Genomic DNA, 16,591 nt, shown 5'->3' with positions numbered 1-16,591 from the left:
AGATGCCCAGATTTCGGCCGATTGCGTTCGCTCGGGGTATACTTTCGACTATATACGGTTCTAATGTGCAAGCATTGGGCCTATTTGTCGGATTATGGATGTGGAGCGCACATGGCGAACACCCAGAACTATATCAATCACCTGCTGCAGGGCACGGGCATCACGCCGGCGTGCAGCGAAGAAGAGCGTTTGGCTGCCGAGGATATCGCCCAGATCTTCCGCAATCATGGCTTTGATCCCGAAGTCCAGGAATTTAACGCTCCTGCACCCAGCAGGCTGGCATTTGCCGTCACAGGCATTCTGTCTTTTGCCGGTGCCCTGCTTATGGGTATTGGCGGCAGCATCGGTTTAATCGGTGTTCTGCTGGCCATCGTCGGTGCCGTGTTGTATGTGCTCGAGCGTACCGGTCGCCCTGTTATCTCTCGCCTGGGCAAGACGGGCGTGAGTCAAAATGTCATTGCCTATCACAAGGCCACAGGTCCGCTTGCATCTCCGCGCAACCGTCCGGTGGTTGTTGTCGCCCATTACGATTCTCCGCGTGCCGAGCTCCTCGCTCGCGAACCGTACGCGCCGTATCGCGCGCTCATCGCCAAGATGCTGCCGGTCGCCACGATTGTCCCCGCTGCCGTCGCCATTCTGCGTATACTGCCGCTCCCCGGCGCTCTGAAGGTTCTGCTTTGGATCGTTGCGATCCTCGCCTCTCTTGTGGCGCTCGCCAACGCGGCCAATATCATTGCCAACCGTTTTGTTCTTCCCTATACGTCCGGTGCGGTCTGCAATAAGTCTTCTGTAGCCGCGATGCTCGGTGTCATGGATAACGTTGCCCCTTACCAGGGCGAAAACGAGTTCCCCAACGACATTCCGTTTGATGACTATTTTGGTGAGCAAAAGCGTCGTGCCGAGGAGATGGCGCGCGCGGCGGCTGAGTATGCCGCTGCCCAGCAGCAAAACGACTACGGTAACACGATCGAGTATGAAGAGCCCTCCTACACCGAGGACGAGTTTGGCCAGCCGATCGCTCCCGAATCCGAGCAGGGCGAAGTTTTTGACGAGCAGATCGATGGCTTTGAGGGTGCCTCAGCTGACGAAACCCTGATTGGTGTCATTGCTCCCGAGGCTCAGGCTGAAGCCGAGGTTGCTGCCGAGCCGGTCGCGGATGAGGATGTCGTCGAGTCGATTGGGGCGCCCGCTGTCGCTGGGCCGAGCGAGCCCGAGCCCAAGCTGTATCGCAATGCTGCCGGTAATATTCGCTTTGGTTCTGATGCCATTCGTGCCTTGGGGATGCTTCCCGAGTCGTGCACGCTTGATTACGAAGAGGGCGAGGAGCCGACGATCGATCCCGCGCCTGCTTCGGTTGAACCTGTCGCCGCGCCCGCCGACGAGCCCGTCGTCGATACCGAGCCCGAGACGGAACCCGAGCCCAGCCCTGCACCCGAGCCGGACACCGCTGCACCCGCTCCGGTGGTTCAGGATGTGTACGACGATTCCGCCAGCGATTACGATGAGTATCCGCAGCGCGTTTCCTATGAGAGCGATACCGATTTTTCGGCCGATCTACCGGTCGCGACGCCCCATGCCGATATAGCATCTGCGTTCTCTTCGATTGGAGCCAGCGCTTCAAGCTTCTTTAAGGGCGCACTCGCTAAGGGTAAAAAACTTGTCGACGACCTTGAGGAAAAGCGTGCCGCTGCGCGCGAGGTGGCAGAGCAGGAGGCTATTGCCCACCAGCAGGCTGCCGAGGCCGAGCGTGAGCGTGCGGCGCGGGAATTTGAACAGCATGAGGCTGAGCAGCCTGCCGCGACGGAGGTCGCCGAGGCTACGACGTCCTTTGAGGCCCAGCAGCCAATCGACGCCACCGAGACGCTCGATGCCGCGAAGTTCGATGCCACGATAACGTTCGAGAAGCAGGGTACTGCCATCGCCGATCCCCTTTCTGTTTCCGATGAGTCCCAGGATGCTGCAGATGAGATCGAGGCGCCCGAAGCCGAGCCGGCTGAGAGTTTCGATGCCGAGCAGGTTGAGAACGTTGACGCCGAGACGAACACCGCCGACGAGATTGAAGCCGACGCGACGGTCGTCGTTGAGCAAGAAGAGACCCCGGTGATTTCTAACGCCGATGAGTCCAGGCCGTACTCTACGCAGATCTTTACCATGCCTGCCCCGAGCGATCCCGGCTCCACGGTTGCCAACCCCGCATCGGCGCAGGTCGAGACGGTTGATTCGCTCATGGCGCAGATTTCGTCCAAGGCCGCACCGCGTCCGCAGATGAATATCCCCGATCCCGCTTCTGCTCCGGTGCCCACACCTTCTTCTTCGCCGCTTGCCTCGGTCCCCGATCCATCGCTGCCCTCGATGCAGCAGGCCAACGTCGCATCCCGCACATCCCTCTTCGATCTCCCCGACCCCTCGGCTCAGGCCGACGATCCTTTCGCGACGGCTCAGGGGCCCGAGCCCACGTCGGCGCCGGTTGCCCCCTCCATGCCCGTTTCTTCGGGCGCTCAGCCCATCGAAACCATCTCGGCTCCCGTCGTCAAGGAGGCAAAGCCTCAGAAGCGCGGTCTGGGCGGCTTGTTCGGACGCAAAAAGAAGAATGAGCAGAACAGCATGAGCGACTGGCTGGGCGTCGAGGATGACTACGATGCCAAGAAGTCTGGCCGCGGTATCGGCTCTTGGGATAACTTTGAGGACGATGATAATGGCTGGAAGGGCGGTGCCACCTCTTCTGACGGCGCTTCTGCCGAGGACATGCTTTCGGCTGTTGCCTCCATGGGTGATGACGAGCTGCTTGGTCACGATATCTGGTTTGTGGCAACGGGTGCCTCGGATTGTGACGGCGCCGGTATGAAGGCGTTCCTCGAAGCCCATCGCGATAAGCTGCGTGGTGTGTTCTTTATCAATCTTGAGTCCATTGGAGCCGGTAGGCTTTCGGTCGTGACGGTCGAAGGCGAGCAACAGTTGCTCAAGGGTGATCGCCGCATCATGAATCTGGTCAGCAAGGTGTGCAAGTCGTTCCACGTTGATTGTGGCGCGTTTGAGATGCCCTATGCCAAGACCGATGCCTATGCCGCGCTCGAGGCGAGCCGTCGCGCCCTCACAATTGCCGGTGTCGATGGCCCGCGTCTTGCCTGCGCGCGCACCGAAGACGATTTGCCGTACAACGTCAACCCGACGAACATCGCTACGGTGTCCGAGGTTGTCACCGAGGTCATCCGCCGTTCGTAGCGGACCTCTAAGGAGTTAGCGTGTTTTCATACATCAAACGCCATTGGCCCGTCTATGTGGTTCTGTTTTTGATCGCCATCGCTATGGGTCTGGGGGCCGCATATATCGTGGGCGCTAAGGGGTCGACGCCCAGGTCCACGATGAGCGAAGAGGTGGAGCAAGAGCAGAGTTTGGGTGCCGACGGCATTTCGGATGGCGATCTGGAACTTGTTGACGGCGGGTCTGCGTCTACGGAATAGCCTTTGGTTACATACGCCAGATAACGGGCGAGCCGGCATATCGGCTCGCCCGTTATTTCTACCTACTCCTCTTTTGATGCCGAGCTTAGCCAAGTGAGCCAAATTGCTGTGCCACCGGCGGTCAATAATGCGGTGAGAAAAGAGATGATGGGTGCATTGCCCGTATTTGGAAGATCCTGCGGAATGGCGCATTTTTGAACAACACGATCTTTATCGTGCGACTCGAGTTTTTCGCCTCCTCCGTTGCGGCAAAGGTCAACACGGGCACTGTTGGCGAGTGCGGTTTGGGGCGTATAGGATGAGGTTGCACACATCCGGATGATTGCTCCGTGTAAATCCGATTTGAGGGATGCCGTCGCGTCGTCAAGGTCGTCATGCTCGTCTTTAAGCCCATTGCGACTCCAAGAATCGTTGTCGCGCCGGGTCGTAAAGTCTGCGGAAACCGAGCCATACTCAAAGCGAATCCCTGTGATAACAGCGTCGTCCGAAAGCGTAAGGTCCTTTACTTCGAGGGTGGAAGACTCTGTGGTCGAGACATCGGCTTTCCAAAGACTCCAGCCATCGTAATCGACAATCCGCACATCCTCGCCCAGCCGCTCTTCGACTTCGGCTGTCTCGAGCCACGGGTTGGTGTGTTCATCGTCAAGTGTGGCGTTGGCCTTTTCCTTTATGCCCAACTTGTCTGCCGGTGACGTTCGATACCAAACATTGCAGAGCCCATTTAAGTCGCCGACGGCGATCGGGGTTTTAATGGCGACAAGTTTGGCCGTGCCGTCTTTGGCACATTCGAGATCGTCGGTGACGGTGAACTCGTCGACCCAGGTGCTCGATTCGTTTTGAGCGTCGATGGTGTAGGAATAGGAGCCCTTTCTGTCGGGTTGCGTCGCCGCCCGGTTTTTACCGTCGCCGTTCGCCACTGTTCCCTTTGCGGTTGGCCGCGCGATTTCTTGTCGCTTGTCGACGCTCCCCTTAATCTCAATCGGTGCATCCGTCATGGTTACGGCCTGGATCTTCCCCGTATCCTCGACTTCAAAGGATACGTCTTCAGCGAGGTCATAGGAGCGCGGGGACATTGTTTCGCGTAGGGTATAAGAACCGGGTTCAAGGTGCTCCACGCGATGGGGCTGCTCGGATGATATCCAAGAATCAATTTCTGTTCCATCGGCGTCGCATAAGACCAGTCGGGCGCCTTTAACTTCATGCTTGCCTGTCATATCGACCTTGGAGAAATCGACCTTGGTGTAATCATTAGACAATTCGATCTGCGACTCGACCACGGGGACCTTCTGGTCGATATAAGCAAGCTCAACGATATGTGCTGTCCGATCAAGTAGATAGCCGTCGGGAGACTGGGTTTCAACGACTTCGTATCGTGCCGTTCCGCAACCCAGCGAAAGGTTGTCTACGCGAGCTTTACCCTGTTCATCAGTTGTGACGGCGGCAACGGCTTCACCGGCAAGGGCGGCAATGTGGCCATCGGGGCAAACGATATCGTCGGCAGCGCGAATTTCAAACTTGGCACCAGATAGGGCACTGCCGTCTACTGCGTCAGCCTTCGCGATCTCGATGCTTCCGGTTGCCGCGCTGTTGAAATACGAGACGGCGGCGATAGGTGTGAGATCTGCATCGGCAGGAATCGTCACCTTCAGTTCGTCGCCCACAAGGTAGGGCGCTTTGGCTGCGACTTCTCGTACGTAATATGTGCCCGGCTTGAGCGATTCTGGCAACGTGACGGTGCCGGTCGCATTGGTGGTAAAGGTGTTCATAACGTTGTGCGTCGGATACCAGCATGTTTGAGAGATGGGTTCACGGTTGCTGTTGAGCAGCTGAAAACTAAAGCCGGCAAGGGGGACGGAAGCTCCCGTCTGGGCATCGCGTTTGATGATTTGGAGGTGTGTCGAAAGGGTGTGATTGTCCACTATGTACTGAAGCTTGGCTCCGTCGGCGATTTGCTCGGGCGCGATGGTCCAATCCTCTGCCCGCTTGAAGCCTGCGGGAACAGTTTCCGGGACCTCGCGAACGGTATACCCCTCACGATCGTAGGGGATGGCGCCATGGACGCCGTCCGGTCGTGTGCCCGCGCCAAACCAGGCCTTGGTCTGGTCTTTGGTGGATGCGAAGCCATAGATATTTGTCGTCAATGTGCCTACGACCTGCTTAGAGCTGTTGCTGACGATTTCAAAGACGACGCCTTCCGCTGGCTGTTCTAATCCCGATTGCTCGCCGTTCCCGTAATCCTTGAACTTGGAAATCTCGAGGTCAAACGCAATATGAGTATTGGGGATGCGGCGTTCGAGCTCAACGACGCCCATGTCGTTTAGTTGATTGGGGCCGACCGTATAGGTCCAGCTGTCATGGGGGAGCAGGTAGCCCTCTGGTGCTTTCGATTCGTAGAGGGTAAAGGTTCCCAGGGGAATGCCGCTTAAGGTCGCCTGGCCATCGCCTTCGGTCGTGAAGGTACGCGTCCACCCAGGGGTAGATTGCGAGACACAGGTAAATTCGGCTTTGGCGAGCGAGGTTCCCGCCTGCGCTCCGGCATTCGTGGCGGCATCGGTTTTGACGACACGCAGCGTGATAGAACCTGGCTGCTCGTTGATTGTGACATGTCCGCCGCTTTTTCCGGTGGTAAAGTCAATGCGATCGCGTCGGGACAGATAGCCTGTCGGCGCTTTGGTTTCGATTAGGTAATATGCCGTGTTGGGCAAAAGTGTTGCCCGTGCACGACCGTTGCCGTCCATTTTGATGCTGCCGACGTGTTTGTCCGTGTTTTTCTCAAAGATGTTAAACGTCGCCCCACCTAACTGATACGTATCGTTCCCGCTGGTAATGACAGTGTTTGCAGATCTTTTTTCAAAGGATACGTTGATGGTGGGCAAAACGTAGAGCATATCCTGGTGCCGGCCTTCGTTAGAGACGGGTCCGTGATAGCGTCTGGCGCGATGCGGGTCGGCCTTAATATTTCCGGCTTTTGCGTTGTCGTAGAGCCAGCGCGCCGCCGCGACAACCTCGGCGTCTTGATCGAACTTGCCGCTTTTGGCAACGCCGGCGTTGTTTGTATACGCAAAAGAGCCATCGGGGCGCGTGGTTCCTTTGAGCATCCACACGGCAATCTGGGTTGCGGCGCGGGCGCGTTCGGCCGTTAGGTTATGGCCGCCAAATGATGTGGCGGAAGGGTATCCATGGCAGATGACGGCGGCAAACTCGTTATCGAGCCATGTCCAACCCTGATTGTAGGTCCGCCAGGGTCCTCCTGGGCTGCTGGGGCCGGGGCAGTCTTGGTTCATGCAGTAAGAAATCGAGGCGTCTTGTGCCTCGTACTTGCCAATGCCAAACGGTCCGCACATATCGCTGATGGTGCGAAAACTAAGCGTATCGTTTCCATCGACGGCGCAGGCGGTACCAGGCGTGGCGCAGGCTAGAAACAACAAGAGGAATAGGAGCAGCGGTGCTGTTGCGATTGCGCTGTGGACAGAGTGCGTGGGTGCATTGGACATGGCTGCTCCTTATCCTTTGTGCGCCGCGCTGGGAGATTGCGGCGCGTGGGATGAGATTAGCGCCGGGGGTCATACGGGTAAGTACCGCGAGCTGACCAAGAACTTGCCAAGTTCCCAACAGATGGAGACCGGTTTTAGATAATCAAACAAAAGAGCAGGTAGAAGACGGTGTAAAACAGGTTACTCGAGTCCCTGTTTTCGCAATTCGAGCAACAAGAAGATGATTTTCCATGCGTAAAACAAGGGTTAGTGCCCTTGTATCAAACAAGACAACCGCGTTATACTATCCCCCACATATGCGGGCATCGCCAAGTGGTAAGGCATCAGCTTCCCAAGCTGACACTCGCGGGTTCGAGTCCCGTTGCCCGCTCCAGTTAAAAGTACAAGCACGGCACCATCACGGTGTCGTGCTTTTTTCAATAAAGTGCCGGGACTCGAACCCGACAGGGTGTGAACGTTAGGCAAATGGCAAAATGTTAGGTTAATACCTGCTGCCTATACTTGCACCTGCGCACGGTACAATGGTTGAGTTACGACCAACGTGCCAATAACCAAAAAGGAGCCGCTATGATCGATCGCTATACCCGCCCGGAGATGGGACACATCTTCTCCCTCGAGAACAAGTACGCCATTTGGCAGGAGATTGAGGTTCTGGCCTGCGATGCCCAGGCGGAGCTCGGCAAGATCGGTATTTCTAAAGAAGAAGCTCAGTGGATTCGCGACCACGCCAACTTTGAGAAGGCGAAGGTCGACGAGATCGAAGAAGTCACGCGCCATGACGTCATTGCCTTCCTGACCAATATGAAGGAGTATATCGACGCCGATGTTCCCGAGGGCGAGCCTAAGCCCAGCCGTTGGGTTCACTATGGCATGACCAGCTCTGACTTGGGCGATACGGCCCTGTGCTATCAGCTTACCCAGGCCTGCGACCTAATTATCGAGGACGTCAAGAAACTCGGCGAGATCTGCAAACGTCGCGCTTTCGAGGAGCGTAACACGCTCTGCGCCGGTCGCACTCACGGCATCCACGCCGAGCCTATGACCTTTGGTATGAAGTTTGGCTCTTGGGCCTGGGAGCTCAAGCGCGATCTGGATCGCCTTGAGGACGCTCGCAAGAACGTCGCCTTCGGTGCCATCTCGGGTGCCGTTGGCACCTACAGCTCCATCGAGCCGTTTGTCGAGGAGTATGTCTGCGAGCACTTGGGTTTGGTTCACGACCCGCTGTCCACGCAGGTTATCAGCCGCGACCATCATGCCTACCTCGCCGGCGTCCTTGCCACCACGGCGGCCACCTGCGAGCGTATCGCTACCGAGGTTCGCAATCTGCAGAAGACCGATACGCTCGAGGCCGAGGAGCCGTTCCGCAAGGGTCAAAAGGGCAGCTCCGCCATGCCGCACAAGCGTAACCCCATCACCATGGAGAAGGTCTGCGGCCTGTCGCGCGTCGTGAAGTCCAACGCCCAGGTCGCCTTCGACAACGTCGCCCTGTGGCATGAGCGTGACATTTCGCACTCTTCTGCCGAGCGCGTCGCCCAGGCCGATAGCTTTATCGCGCTTGACCACATGTTCCAGTGCCTTATCCGCGTTATCGATGGCCTCCAGCTGTATCCGGCTCGCATGATGGCCAACCTCAACAAGACCCGCGGTCTCATCTTCTCCTCCAAGGTTCTGTTGGCCCTCGTCGATACGGGCATTACCCGTGAGGACGCCTACGCAATCGTGCAGGAAAACGCCATGGCGACCTGGCATGAGGTGCAGGACTGCGTTTCCGGCCCCACCTTCAAGGAGCGCCTCGAGGCCGATCCGCGCTGCACCGTCAGCCAGGAGAAGCTCGACGAGATCTTTGATCCGTGGGACTTCCTCACCCGCATCGATACGGTCTTCGATCGTCTGGAGCAGCTGAGCTTCGAGTAGGTTCGGGCATAACGTTAGCTTTTTAGGGCGCTTTGCTGGTAATGTGTGTTGCCGGTAAAGCGCCTCGTTGCATTTATGGAAAGACGGGGATAATAGTCGTCTCGAATGACATTCTGAGAAGGAGATCGCATGATTTCGTTTGATTACAAGCCCCAGGGCGTGTGTACTCGCAATATTCACCTCAATCTCTCCGATGACGGCAGCAAAGTGCTGGGCGTTGAGTTTACCGGCGGCTGCAACGGCAACCTCAAGGCCATCTCTAAATTGGTCGAAGGTGTTTCTTCCGATCGTGTGATTGAGGTGTTGGCCGGCAATACGTGCGGCACGAAAAAGACCTCCTGTGCCGACCAACTTACGCGTGCCATCGAGGCCGCGCGTGCCGAGATTGCCTAATGAGTATTTTTGATCGCGTTAAGAATGGGGTAACGCGCCGAGGATTTGTGTTGGGTGGTGCTGCCGCGAGTGCTGCCACGCTGCTTGCGGGGTGCTCGAAAAAAACGGGCACCAGCGATGATGCTGCCGGTGAGCCGCAGGTTATCAAAGATGATTCCAAGATCGTCTCGATTACCGAAGAGTATGAGGCCGTCGACATTGATCTTAAGCCGACGGCGTCGTGGACGTTGCCATTGGGGACGCTGCTGTACTACTGCGATGGCGGTTGCGCTGCGGCGATGATGGCGCCCGCATCTGCGCTGCATGCCAACACGCTTGGCGTGTTCAACATGGGGGACGGCTCACTCACCACGTTGATTGACGATCCTGTCGAGGGTTCCGGTTATGCGTTTTACGACGTTCGCGCCACCGATAGCGTGTTTGCGTGGGTTGAGATGAACTACGCGAATTCGTCGTGGAAGCTCTATGCGCAAACCCTGTCGGGCGCGGCGCTTACTGGTAATGCCGTTGAGCTTGATCGCGGCGGTGAGGATTACGACCCTCCGCTGTTTACCGCCTTTGACTCGTCGGTCATCTGGTACAAGATGCCTTCGACCGGTGGCAATAAGACCGACAGCGATTCATATTGCTACCGCCGTTCGCTCGATGAATCTAAAGCGGAGGCAATCTGGAAGTCGACAGGCCGCTTTGCGTCTGCACCGCGCGTGAGCGATGGCATCCTGACTATCTCACCCCGCGTGCGCAATGACGAGGGCGTCTATTACGGCATGACGGCGATCGACCTGACGGACGGCAACAATACCAAGAGGGCTCAGCTGGTCCTTCCTTCGTCGGTGTCACCTTTCGAGGCCGTATATATGGGCGATACGTTTGTGTTCTCCATTGAGGCGACCTATGCCGACGTGGGCGGCCTGGGCAATATGGGTACCTACATTGGTAACGAGGGCGGCCCGTATCAATTTCTATCGCGCGAACCGCTTGCGTGCGCCGCCGGCAGGAAGGGCAAATATCTGGTTAAGGTTCAGGCATCGCATTTTCTGATCGATACCTCCGCTAAAACCTATGGTTCGCTGCTGTCGCCCGACCGCGCTCTCGAATATGGCGATTATCCAGCTACGGCGGGAAAATCGAATACGTTTTTAACCTATGCCACGGTGCGTAATAGCCAAGGAATTCCCGAGACGGTTACCGCTCGCCTGTTCTCTCTTTAGCGCCGAGGGGTTAAAAAGGCGCCAACGGGGGAATAAGCCCATTGTAACCGTGAGTACCGCCCGCCGAGCTGTCGCGCCCATGCGATGCCCGGTGGGCTCAGGTGCGTTAAAATGGGCTTGTTCTTAGCTAATTGAGACAGGGGGGCCGTGTTATGGCTTCAGATGCAAAAAAGATTCTGCTGGTCGAGGACGAGAAGGCGATCCGTGACGCTGTCGCTGCCTATCTCGAGCGCGAGGGCTACTGGGTTGTTGGCGTTGGCGATGGCCAGTCTGCGATCGAGGAGTTTGAGAAGCACCAGTTCGACCTGGTTGTGCTCGACCTTATGCTCCCCAAGATCCCCGGCGAGCGCGTTTGCCGCACTATCCGCGATACCTCGGATGTGCCCATCATCATGCTTACCGCCAAGGGCGAGATCGAGGATCGCATCATCGGTCTCGAGCTTGGTGCCGACGACTACCTGATCAAGCCGTTCTCGCCGCGCGAGCTCGTCGCCCGCGTTCGCGCCCTGTTCCGTCGTGCTCACCAGGCAGACGAGCCCGCCGTTGAGGTGCTCGACTTTGGCGATCTGGTCATCGATATCTCGGGCCACAAGATCTTGGTCGAGGGCAAGGAAGTTGATTTGACCGCTTCCGAGTTTAAGCTGCTCACCACGCTTGCTCGCCATCCCGGTCGCGTCTATAACCGTATGGAGCTGGTCGAGAAGGTGCTCGGCTACGACTTTGAGGGCTACGAGCGCACCATCGACAGCCACGTGAAGAACCTTCGCGCCAAGCTGGGCGACGACCCCAAGAAGCCTAAGTGGCTCTATACCGTTCACGGCGTCGGTTATCGCTTCGAGGCTCCGGCCAAGACCGATAAGTCGGACGAGAAATAGGTAAATCACATATGACACCTGCGCGCTTTGAAATCGGACAAAAGCACAAGCAGGAGAACGAGGCGGGTTCCAAGGCAAGTTGGAACACGCCTCGTTCCGATTCACGGCCGGCGATGAGCTATCCCTCGCGTATGGCTTTGGCTTTTGCCCTGACATCGCTCATGACGGTATTGGTGCTGGTGGGCGTTGTCTCCGTTGTGTGGGGCACCGTCTTTTCGGATTACACGCGCTCCAATATCGTCGAGATCGCCAATTCTGCTGCCGAAAAGCTTGCGACGTCGTATGAGGAAAACGGCAATTGGACTGCGGGCGAGCTGCGCACGGTCGCGACATCGAGCTTGGTGTCCGACGACCTGGGTATGCAGGTCGTCAACAAAAAGGGCGTTGTCGTTTATGACGACTCATGGCCTTCGGCAAGTGCGACCGCCGATGTGCGCGAGAGCGAATTGCCGTCGAGCAGCTCGAGCGGTAAAAAGGCCTCGCATAGCCCGGTCTCGTCAGCGCCCACCGACTCCGATAGCGTTGCCAACGTCGAAATCGTTACGTCCTCTGGCGAGCATGTCGGACAGGTAAAGCTATGGGCTATCGGCTCCGACGCTCTGCTCACTAAGGCAGATTCTGCGTTTAGGGAGAAGACCTTTAACGCCATGGCTCTTGCCGCGGTTGTTGCAATCTGCATCTCGGTCGTTATCGGATCGCTCGTGTCGCGCATGCTTACCAAGCCGATTCATCGTATTACGAGCACAGCCAAGCAAATTCGCGACGGCGATCTGTCTGCTCGTACGGGCTTGCGCGGCGATGACGAAATCGACCAGCTGGGTGAGACCTTTGACGAGATGGCCACCTCGCTCGAGAAAGATATGAAGCACGAAAAGCGCCTGACCTCGGATGTCGCACACGAGCTTCGTACACCGCTCATGGCCATGCTTGCAACGGTCGAGGCCATGCAAGACGGCGTGTACCCCACCGACGACGAGCATCTGGAGACGGTCGCTTCCGAGACGCGTCGCCTGGCTCGTTTGGTGCAGCAGATGCTCGACCTATCGCGTATGGAAAACAGCACGGCTCCGCTCAATCTCGAACCGGTGGACATGGTTCCGTTCGTGCGATCGATTGTGAACGGCCAGGAGCGTCTGTTTGCCGACCGTGACCTTCGCCTTCGCTTTGCAGATGAAACCCAGGGGCACGACGATGTCGTCGAGGCCGATCCCGACATGATCACGCAATGCGTCATCAACCTCATGAGCAACGCCATGCGCTACACCCCCGAGGGCGGTTGGGTCGTAGTGTCGGTGCTCAGTGACCGCAAGCATGTCAGTATTGCCGTTTCGGATACCGGTATCGGTATTGCCAAGGACGATCTGTCGCGTATCTTCGGACGATTTTGGCGCGCCGATGCCAGCCGCGCCCGCGAAGCTGGCGGCCTGGGCGTCGGCCTCGCCGTAACTAAACAGATCGTCGAGCGTCACCATGGCTACATATCCGTGGAGTCGGAGCTTGGAAAGGGTACGACTTTTACGATTCATCTGCCCCGCGAGCACACGGCGGACGCGGCATCTACTACAATGGAGCACTAGCTTTTCGCTATTCGGTGAAGGAGGGACCGCGTCCCTGCCGCTCCGAGTTTGCGAAAACGTGCGGTAAAGAACCCGCATTTCTGTCGTATTTAGGTAAGGAGTGACTCACGTGACAACGATGGAGCGTCGTCCGGATTCCCGTGGCAAGGTTCGTGATATCTACGATGCCGGCGAAAACCTGTTGATGGTCGCCACCGATCGCATTTCTGCGTTCGACTTTATTCTTCCCGACGAAATTCCGTTTAAGGGAGAGGTGCTCAACCGTATCTCGGCGTTCTGGTTCGACAAGTTTGCCGATATCGTCCCCAATCACCTCGTCTCCATCGATCCGGCGGATTTCCCCAAGGAGTTTGCCGAGTATCGTGACTATCTCGCAGGCCGCGCCATGCTGGTGAAGAAGGCCCAGACGATTCCTATCGAGTGCATCGTCCGCGGCTATCTGACCGGTTCGGGCAAGAAGACCTACGACGAGAACGGCACCGTCTGCGGCATCCAGCTGCCTGAGGGCCTGACCGAGGCCTCTAAGCTCCCCGAGCCGCTGTTCACCCCGTCCACGAAGGCCGAGATCGGTGATCACGACGAGAATATCTCGTTTGAGCGTTGCTGCGAGATCGTTGGCGAGGACATCGCCACGCAGATCCGCGATCTATCTCTTAAGATCTACAAGGCTGCCGCCGAGTATGCAGCGACCCGTGGCATCATCATTGCCGACACCAAGTTTGAGTTTGGTGTCATCGATGGCAAGGTCACGCTGATCGACGAGTGCCTCACGCCCGACTCCAGCCGTTTCTGGCCTGCCGCCAGCTACGAGGAGGGTAAGATTCAGCCTAGCTACGACAAGCAATTCGTCCGCAATTGGCTCAAGGCCAACTGGGATATGACGGGGGAGACCCCGCATCTGCCCGCCGAGGTCATCGATGGCACGTCCGAGCGCTATCGCGAGGCCTTCCAGATCATCACGGGCTCCCAGTTTACAAGCATGAAGGAGAACGCGTAAGTGAGTACCCGCAGCGCCACGAACAAGCGCACGCAATCCCACGAGGTTACCGGGGTTGCGCGCAAGTCCGCCGCATCCGCCAAGCCAGCTCGTCAGGCAGCGAGTTCTGTTCGCGTCGTGCCGGCATCATCCAAGGCACGCCGCAAGGAGCTCGAGAAGGGCGAGAGCCTCGAGGGCCTCTCTAAAGAGGAGAAGCGCGCCCGCAAGGCTAAGCGGCGCGCCAAGGAGGACCGCATCTACACGGTGTCGAGTATCCTTCTCAAGCAGGATGAGGACTACACCAAGCGCCGTCGCATCTGGTGGGCCGTGCTTACTATCGGCATGGTGCTCGTCGTGGCCATTTGGTCTTCGCTGTACTTCGCTCCCGCTGGCATGGTGTCCAGCCCCGTCCAGATGGCCGGCATTGTTTTGTCCTACATCGTCATTCTGGGTGACTTCATCTACGACTTCGTGCGCATCCGTCCCTTGCGTAATATGTATCGCGCGCAGGCCGAGGGCATGTCCGATAACAAGCTCAACGCTATTATCGAGCGCTCGGCTGCCAAAGAGGACAAGAAGGCCTCCAAGAAGAAGTAGTAGCGTTACAACCTATAGATATCGCTAAGATATAAGGCGCGTCGTTTTTTGCGGCGTGCCTTTTTACTGTCCTGTAGATAGATGGAGTGGCACATGATTCGAGCTGCCCTGACGGTCGAAGAGGCTCTGGAGGGTATGAAGTCCCTGGAGCCCAAGATTAAAAATTATGCGCGTCTCGTTGTCCGCAAGGGCGTCAACGTTAAGCCCGGTCAGGAGGTCGTCGTTCAGTCTCCCGTCGAGTGCGCGTCATTTGCGCGCGTGGTGGTTGCGGAGGCTTATGACGCCGGTGCCGGTCACGTGACGGTCATCTGGGCTGACGATGCCGTGACGAGGCTTACCTACGAGCATGTCGAGAAAAGCTATTTTGAGCAGACTCCCGAGTGGAAGCGCATGCAGCTGGATTCGTTGGCTCAGGACGGAGCCTGCTTTATCTTTATTGAGGGCACGGACCCTGCTGCCCTCAAGGGCATCGATCCCGCTAAGCCTGCCGCAGCTTCTAAGGCGAGGAACATGCAGTGTAAGGTCTTCCGCCGTGGACTGGACTACAACATTAACCCGTGGTGCATCGCCGGCGCTCCGGTCGCTGCTTGGGCGCGCGAGGTATTCCCGGGAGACGCCGATGAGGTTGCAGTCTATAAGCTGTGGAATGCGATTCTGCACACCGCTCGTGCTGATGGCCAGGACCCGGAGAGCGACTGGGAGCTCCATGACGCCACATTCGAAAAGAACCTGCGCTTCCTAAACGATAATCAATTTGATTGCCTGCACTACACCGCTTCGAATGGAACTGATCTGACGATTGGAATGACGAAAGGCCATGAGTGGGCCGGCGGCAAGGGAAAAACTCCCGACGGTCACCCTTTCTTCCCCAACATTCCCACCGAGGAGGTCTTCACCTCGCCCGATCGTATGCGCACCGACGGCATCGTGTACTCGGCTATGCCGCTCATTCACCACGGCAATAAGGTTGACGATTTTTGGATTAAGTTCGAGAACGGCCGCGTAGTGGACTATGACGCTCGCGTGGGTAAGGCAACGCTTGCGAGCATTATTGAAACCGATGAAGGTGCTGCTCATCTGGGCGAGGTCGCGCTTATTTCCAAGAACACACCGATTCGTGAAAGCGGCATTCTGTTCTACGACACACTCTATGACGAGAATGCCAGCTGTCACCTTGCGTTGGGTGTCGGTTTTCCCGAGTGCATCGAAAGCGGGTATGACATGTCCAAAGAGGAACTTCTGGAGCATGGCGTCAACGTTTCGAGCACGCACGTTGACTTTATGATTGGCACGGACGACATCGATATTACGGGCATTACACCTGATGGACGTGAAATTGTGATTTTCCAGAACGGCCAATGGAGTTGGGAATAGTCTCAGACCGTGGTACAATGCCATCCGCGGGCCGTTAGCTCAGCTGGCAGAGCAGGGGACTTTTAATCCCAAGGTCCAGGGTTCGAACCCCTGACGGCCCACCATAGAATAGAAAAGCGACTGGCGGATGCCGGCCGCTTTTTTGTTGCCGGTGCACGGGTTCGAACCCGATCTTCTCTATATATAAGGACGCCTGGCGGCCAAAACCAGCCTTTTACCGACAGGAAACCAAAACCAGATGCCGTTAGAGTAAAGTAGCGCACCAGAGATGACCGATACCTCAACACCTATAAACCAGCTGGTCATCGCCAATACCGGAAGCCGATGCTTCAGATATGACTTCAGTGGAACAGCTGAAGGATCAATTTATTTGTGAACAAAATATGGAGTGCGTGATTCCCGCCCCGCGGGCCCCTCCGGTCTGGCAATATATCTCCTTGCCGCGCGGCCCGGTCGGACCGGATGAGACGCGCAGGCGTGCACCTTGAGAACCGGATACTGCGAGGATGGACACACCAGATGTGTCGCATCCGGGCAGACATCGAACCATTTGAAATGGTCTGACTTGGATTCGTTTTTCGCAAGGCCGCCGAGAGGCGGCCCCGAGGAATTCCTTTTCCTATCAAACAGAACCATATGAATCGAACGGAACCGATCAGCGATGACTGAGAGGACCGGACGGGCTCGAGGCCCAATACATTTTGGACGGAGAGTTCGAT

The 16,591-nt window shown here is 57.2% G+C and carries 11 protein-coding genes and 2 tRNA genes; 12 read left to right on the top strand and 1 reads right to left on the bottom strand.

The features are described 5' to 3' along the window. Positions 1–111: 111 nt before the first annotated feature. Positions 112–3,222: a hypothetical protein gene (locus ACTNBB_RS02170; RefSeq protein WP_441056466.1), complete on the top strand. Its 3,111-nt coding sequence runs from the start codon at positions 112–114 to the stop codon at positions 3,220–3,222. 20 nt (positions 3,223–3,242) lie between these two features. Continuing rightward, on the top strand, positions 3,243–3,461 hold the full coding sequence (locus tag ACTNBB_RS02165; RefSeq protein ID WP_427729007.1) for a hypothetical protein: 219 nt from the start codon (positions 3,243–3,245) through the stop codon (positions 3,459–3,461). 62 nt (positions 3,462–3,523) lie between these two features. On the opposite strand, the gene ACTNBB_RS02160 is transcribed toward ACTNBB_RS02165, so the two are convergent. After that, the gene (locus ACTNBB_RS02160) at positions 3,524–6,955 is read right to left on the bottom strand and encodes a SpaA isopeptide-forming pilin-related protein (RefSeq protein WP_441056467.1); all 3,432 of its coding nucleotides are present in this window, start codon (positions 6,953–6,955) and stop codon (positions 3,524–3,526) included. A 298-nt stretch (positions 6,956–7,253) separates the two neighbouring features. Between ACTNBB_RS02160 and ACTNBB_RS02155 the strand changes: the two genes are divergently transcribed. The 10 genes from ACTNBB_RS02155 (at position 7,254) to ACTNBB_RS02110 (ending at position 15,976) form a co-directional block, all read left to right on the top strand. Beyond that, a tRNA-Gly gene (locus ACTNBB_RS02155) sits at positions 7,254–7,328 on the top strand. 194 nt (positions 7,329–7,522) lie between these two features. Then, positions 7,523–8,869: an adenylosuccinate lyase gene (purB, locus tag ACTNBB_RS02150; RefSeq protein WP_441056468.1), complete on the top strand. Its 1,347-nt coding sequence runs from the start codon at positions 7,523–7,525 to the stop codon at positions 8,867–8,869. 129 nt (positions 8,870–8,998) lie between these two features. Beyond that, positions 8,999–9,262, top strand: coding sequence for a TIGR03905 family TSCPD domain-containing protein (locus ACTNBB_RS02145; protein ID WP_427717875.1), 264 nt, complete (start codon positions 8,999–9,001; stop codon positions 9,260–9,262). Next, on the top strand, positions 9,262–10,473 hold the full coding sequence (locus ACTNBB_RS02140) for a hypothetical protein (RefSeq protein ID WP_441056469.1): 1,212 nt from the start codon (positions 9,262–9,264) through the stop codon (positions 10,471–10,473). Before ACTNBB_RS02145 ends, ACTNBB_RS02140 begins: the two co-directional genes overlap by 1 nt. A 152-nt stretch (positions 10,474–10,625) precedes the next feature. After that, complete coding sequence (locus ACTNBB_RS02135; RefSeq protein WP_006236208.1) at positions 10,626–11,348, top strand: response regulator transcription factor; 723 nt, start codon at positions 10,626–10,628, stop codon at positions 11,346–11,348. An 11-nt stretch (positions 11,349–11,359) separates the two neighbouring features. Further along, the gene (locus tag ACTNBB_RS02130; RefSeq protein ID WP_154516828.1) at positions 11,360–12,925 is read left to right on the top strand and encodes a sensor histidine kinase; all 1,566 of its coding nucleotides are present in this window, start codon (positions 11,360–11,362) and stop codon (positions 12,923–12,925) included. Between the two features lie 118 nt (positions 12,926–13,043). Next, positions 13,044–13,922, top strand: a complete 879-nt coding sequence (locus ACTNBB_RS02125) for a phosphoribosylaminoimidazolesuccinocarboxamide synthase (protein WP_154516897.1) — start codon at positions 13,044–13,046, stop codon at positions 13,920–13,922. Continuing rightward, entirely contained in the window at positions 13,923–14,498 is a 576-nt protein-coding gene (locus tag ACTNBB_RS02120; RefSeq protein WP_427717870.1) for a hypothetical protein, read from the top strand. A 93-nt stretch (positions 14,499–14,591) separates the two neighbouring features. Continuing rightward, positions 14,592–15,872, top strand: a complete 1,281-nt coding sequence (locus ACTNBB_RS02115; protein ID WP_441056470.1) for an aminopeptidase — start codon at positions 14,592–14,594, stop codon at positions 15,870–15,872. A 28-nt stretch (positions 15,873–15,900) separates the two neighbouring features. Then, a tRNA-Lys gene (locus tag ACTNBB_RS02110) sits at positions 15,901–15,976 on the top strand. Positions 15,977–16,591: the final 615 nt, after the last annotated feature.

This window comes from Collinsella sp. HCP28S3_B9 (genome assembly GCF_052066095.1).
Taxonomy (GTDB): Bacteria; Actinomycetota; Coriobacteriia; order Coriobacteriales; family Coriobacteriaceae; genus Collinsella.
This window is presented reverse-complemented; position numbering and strand designations above follow the sequence as displayed.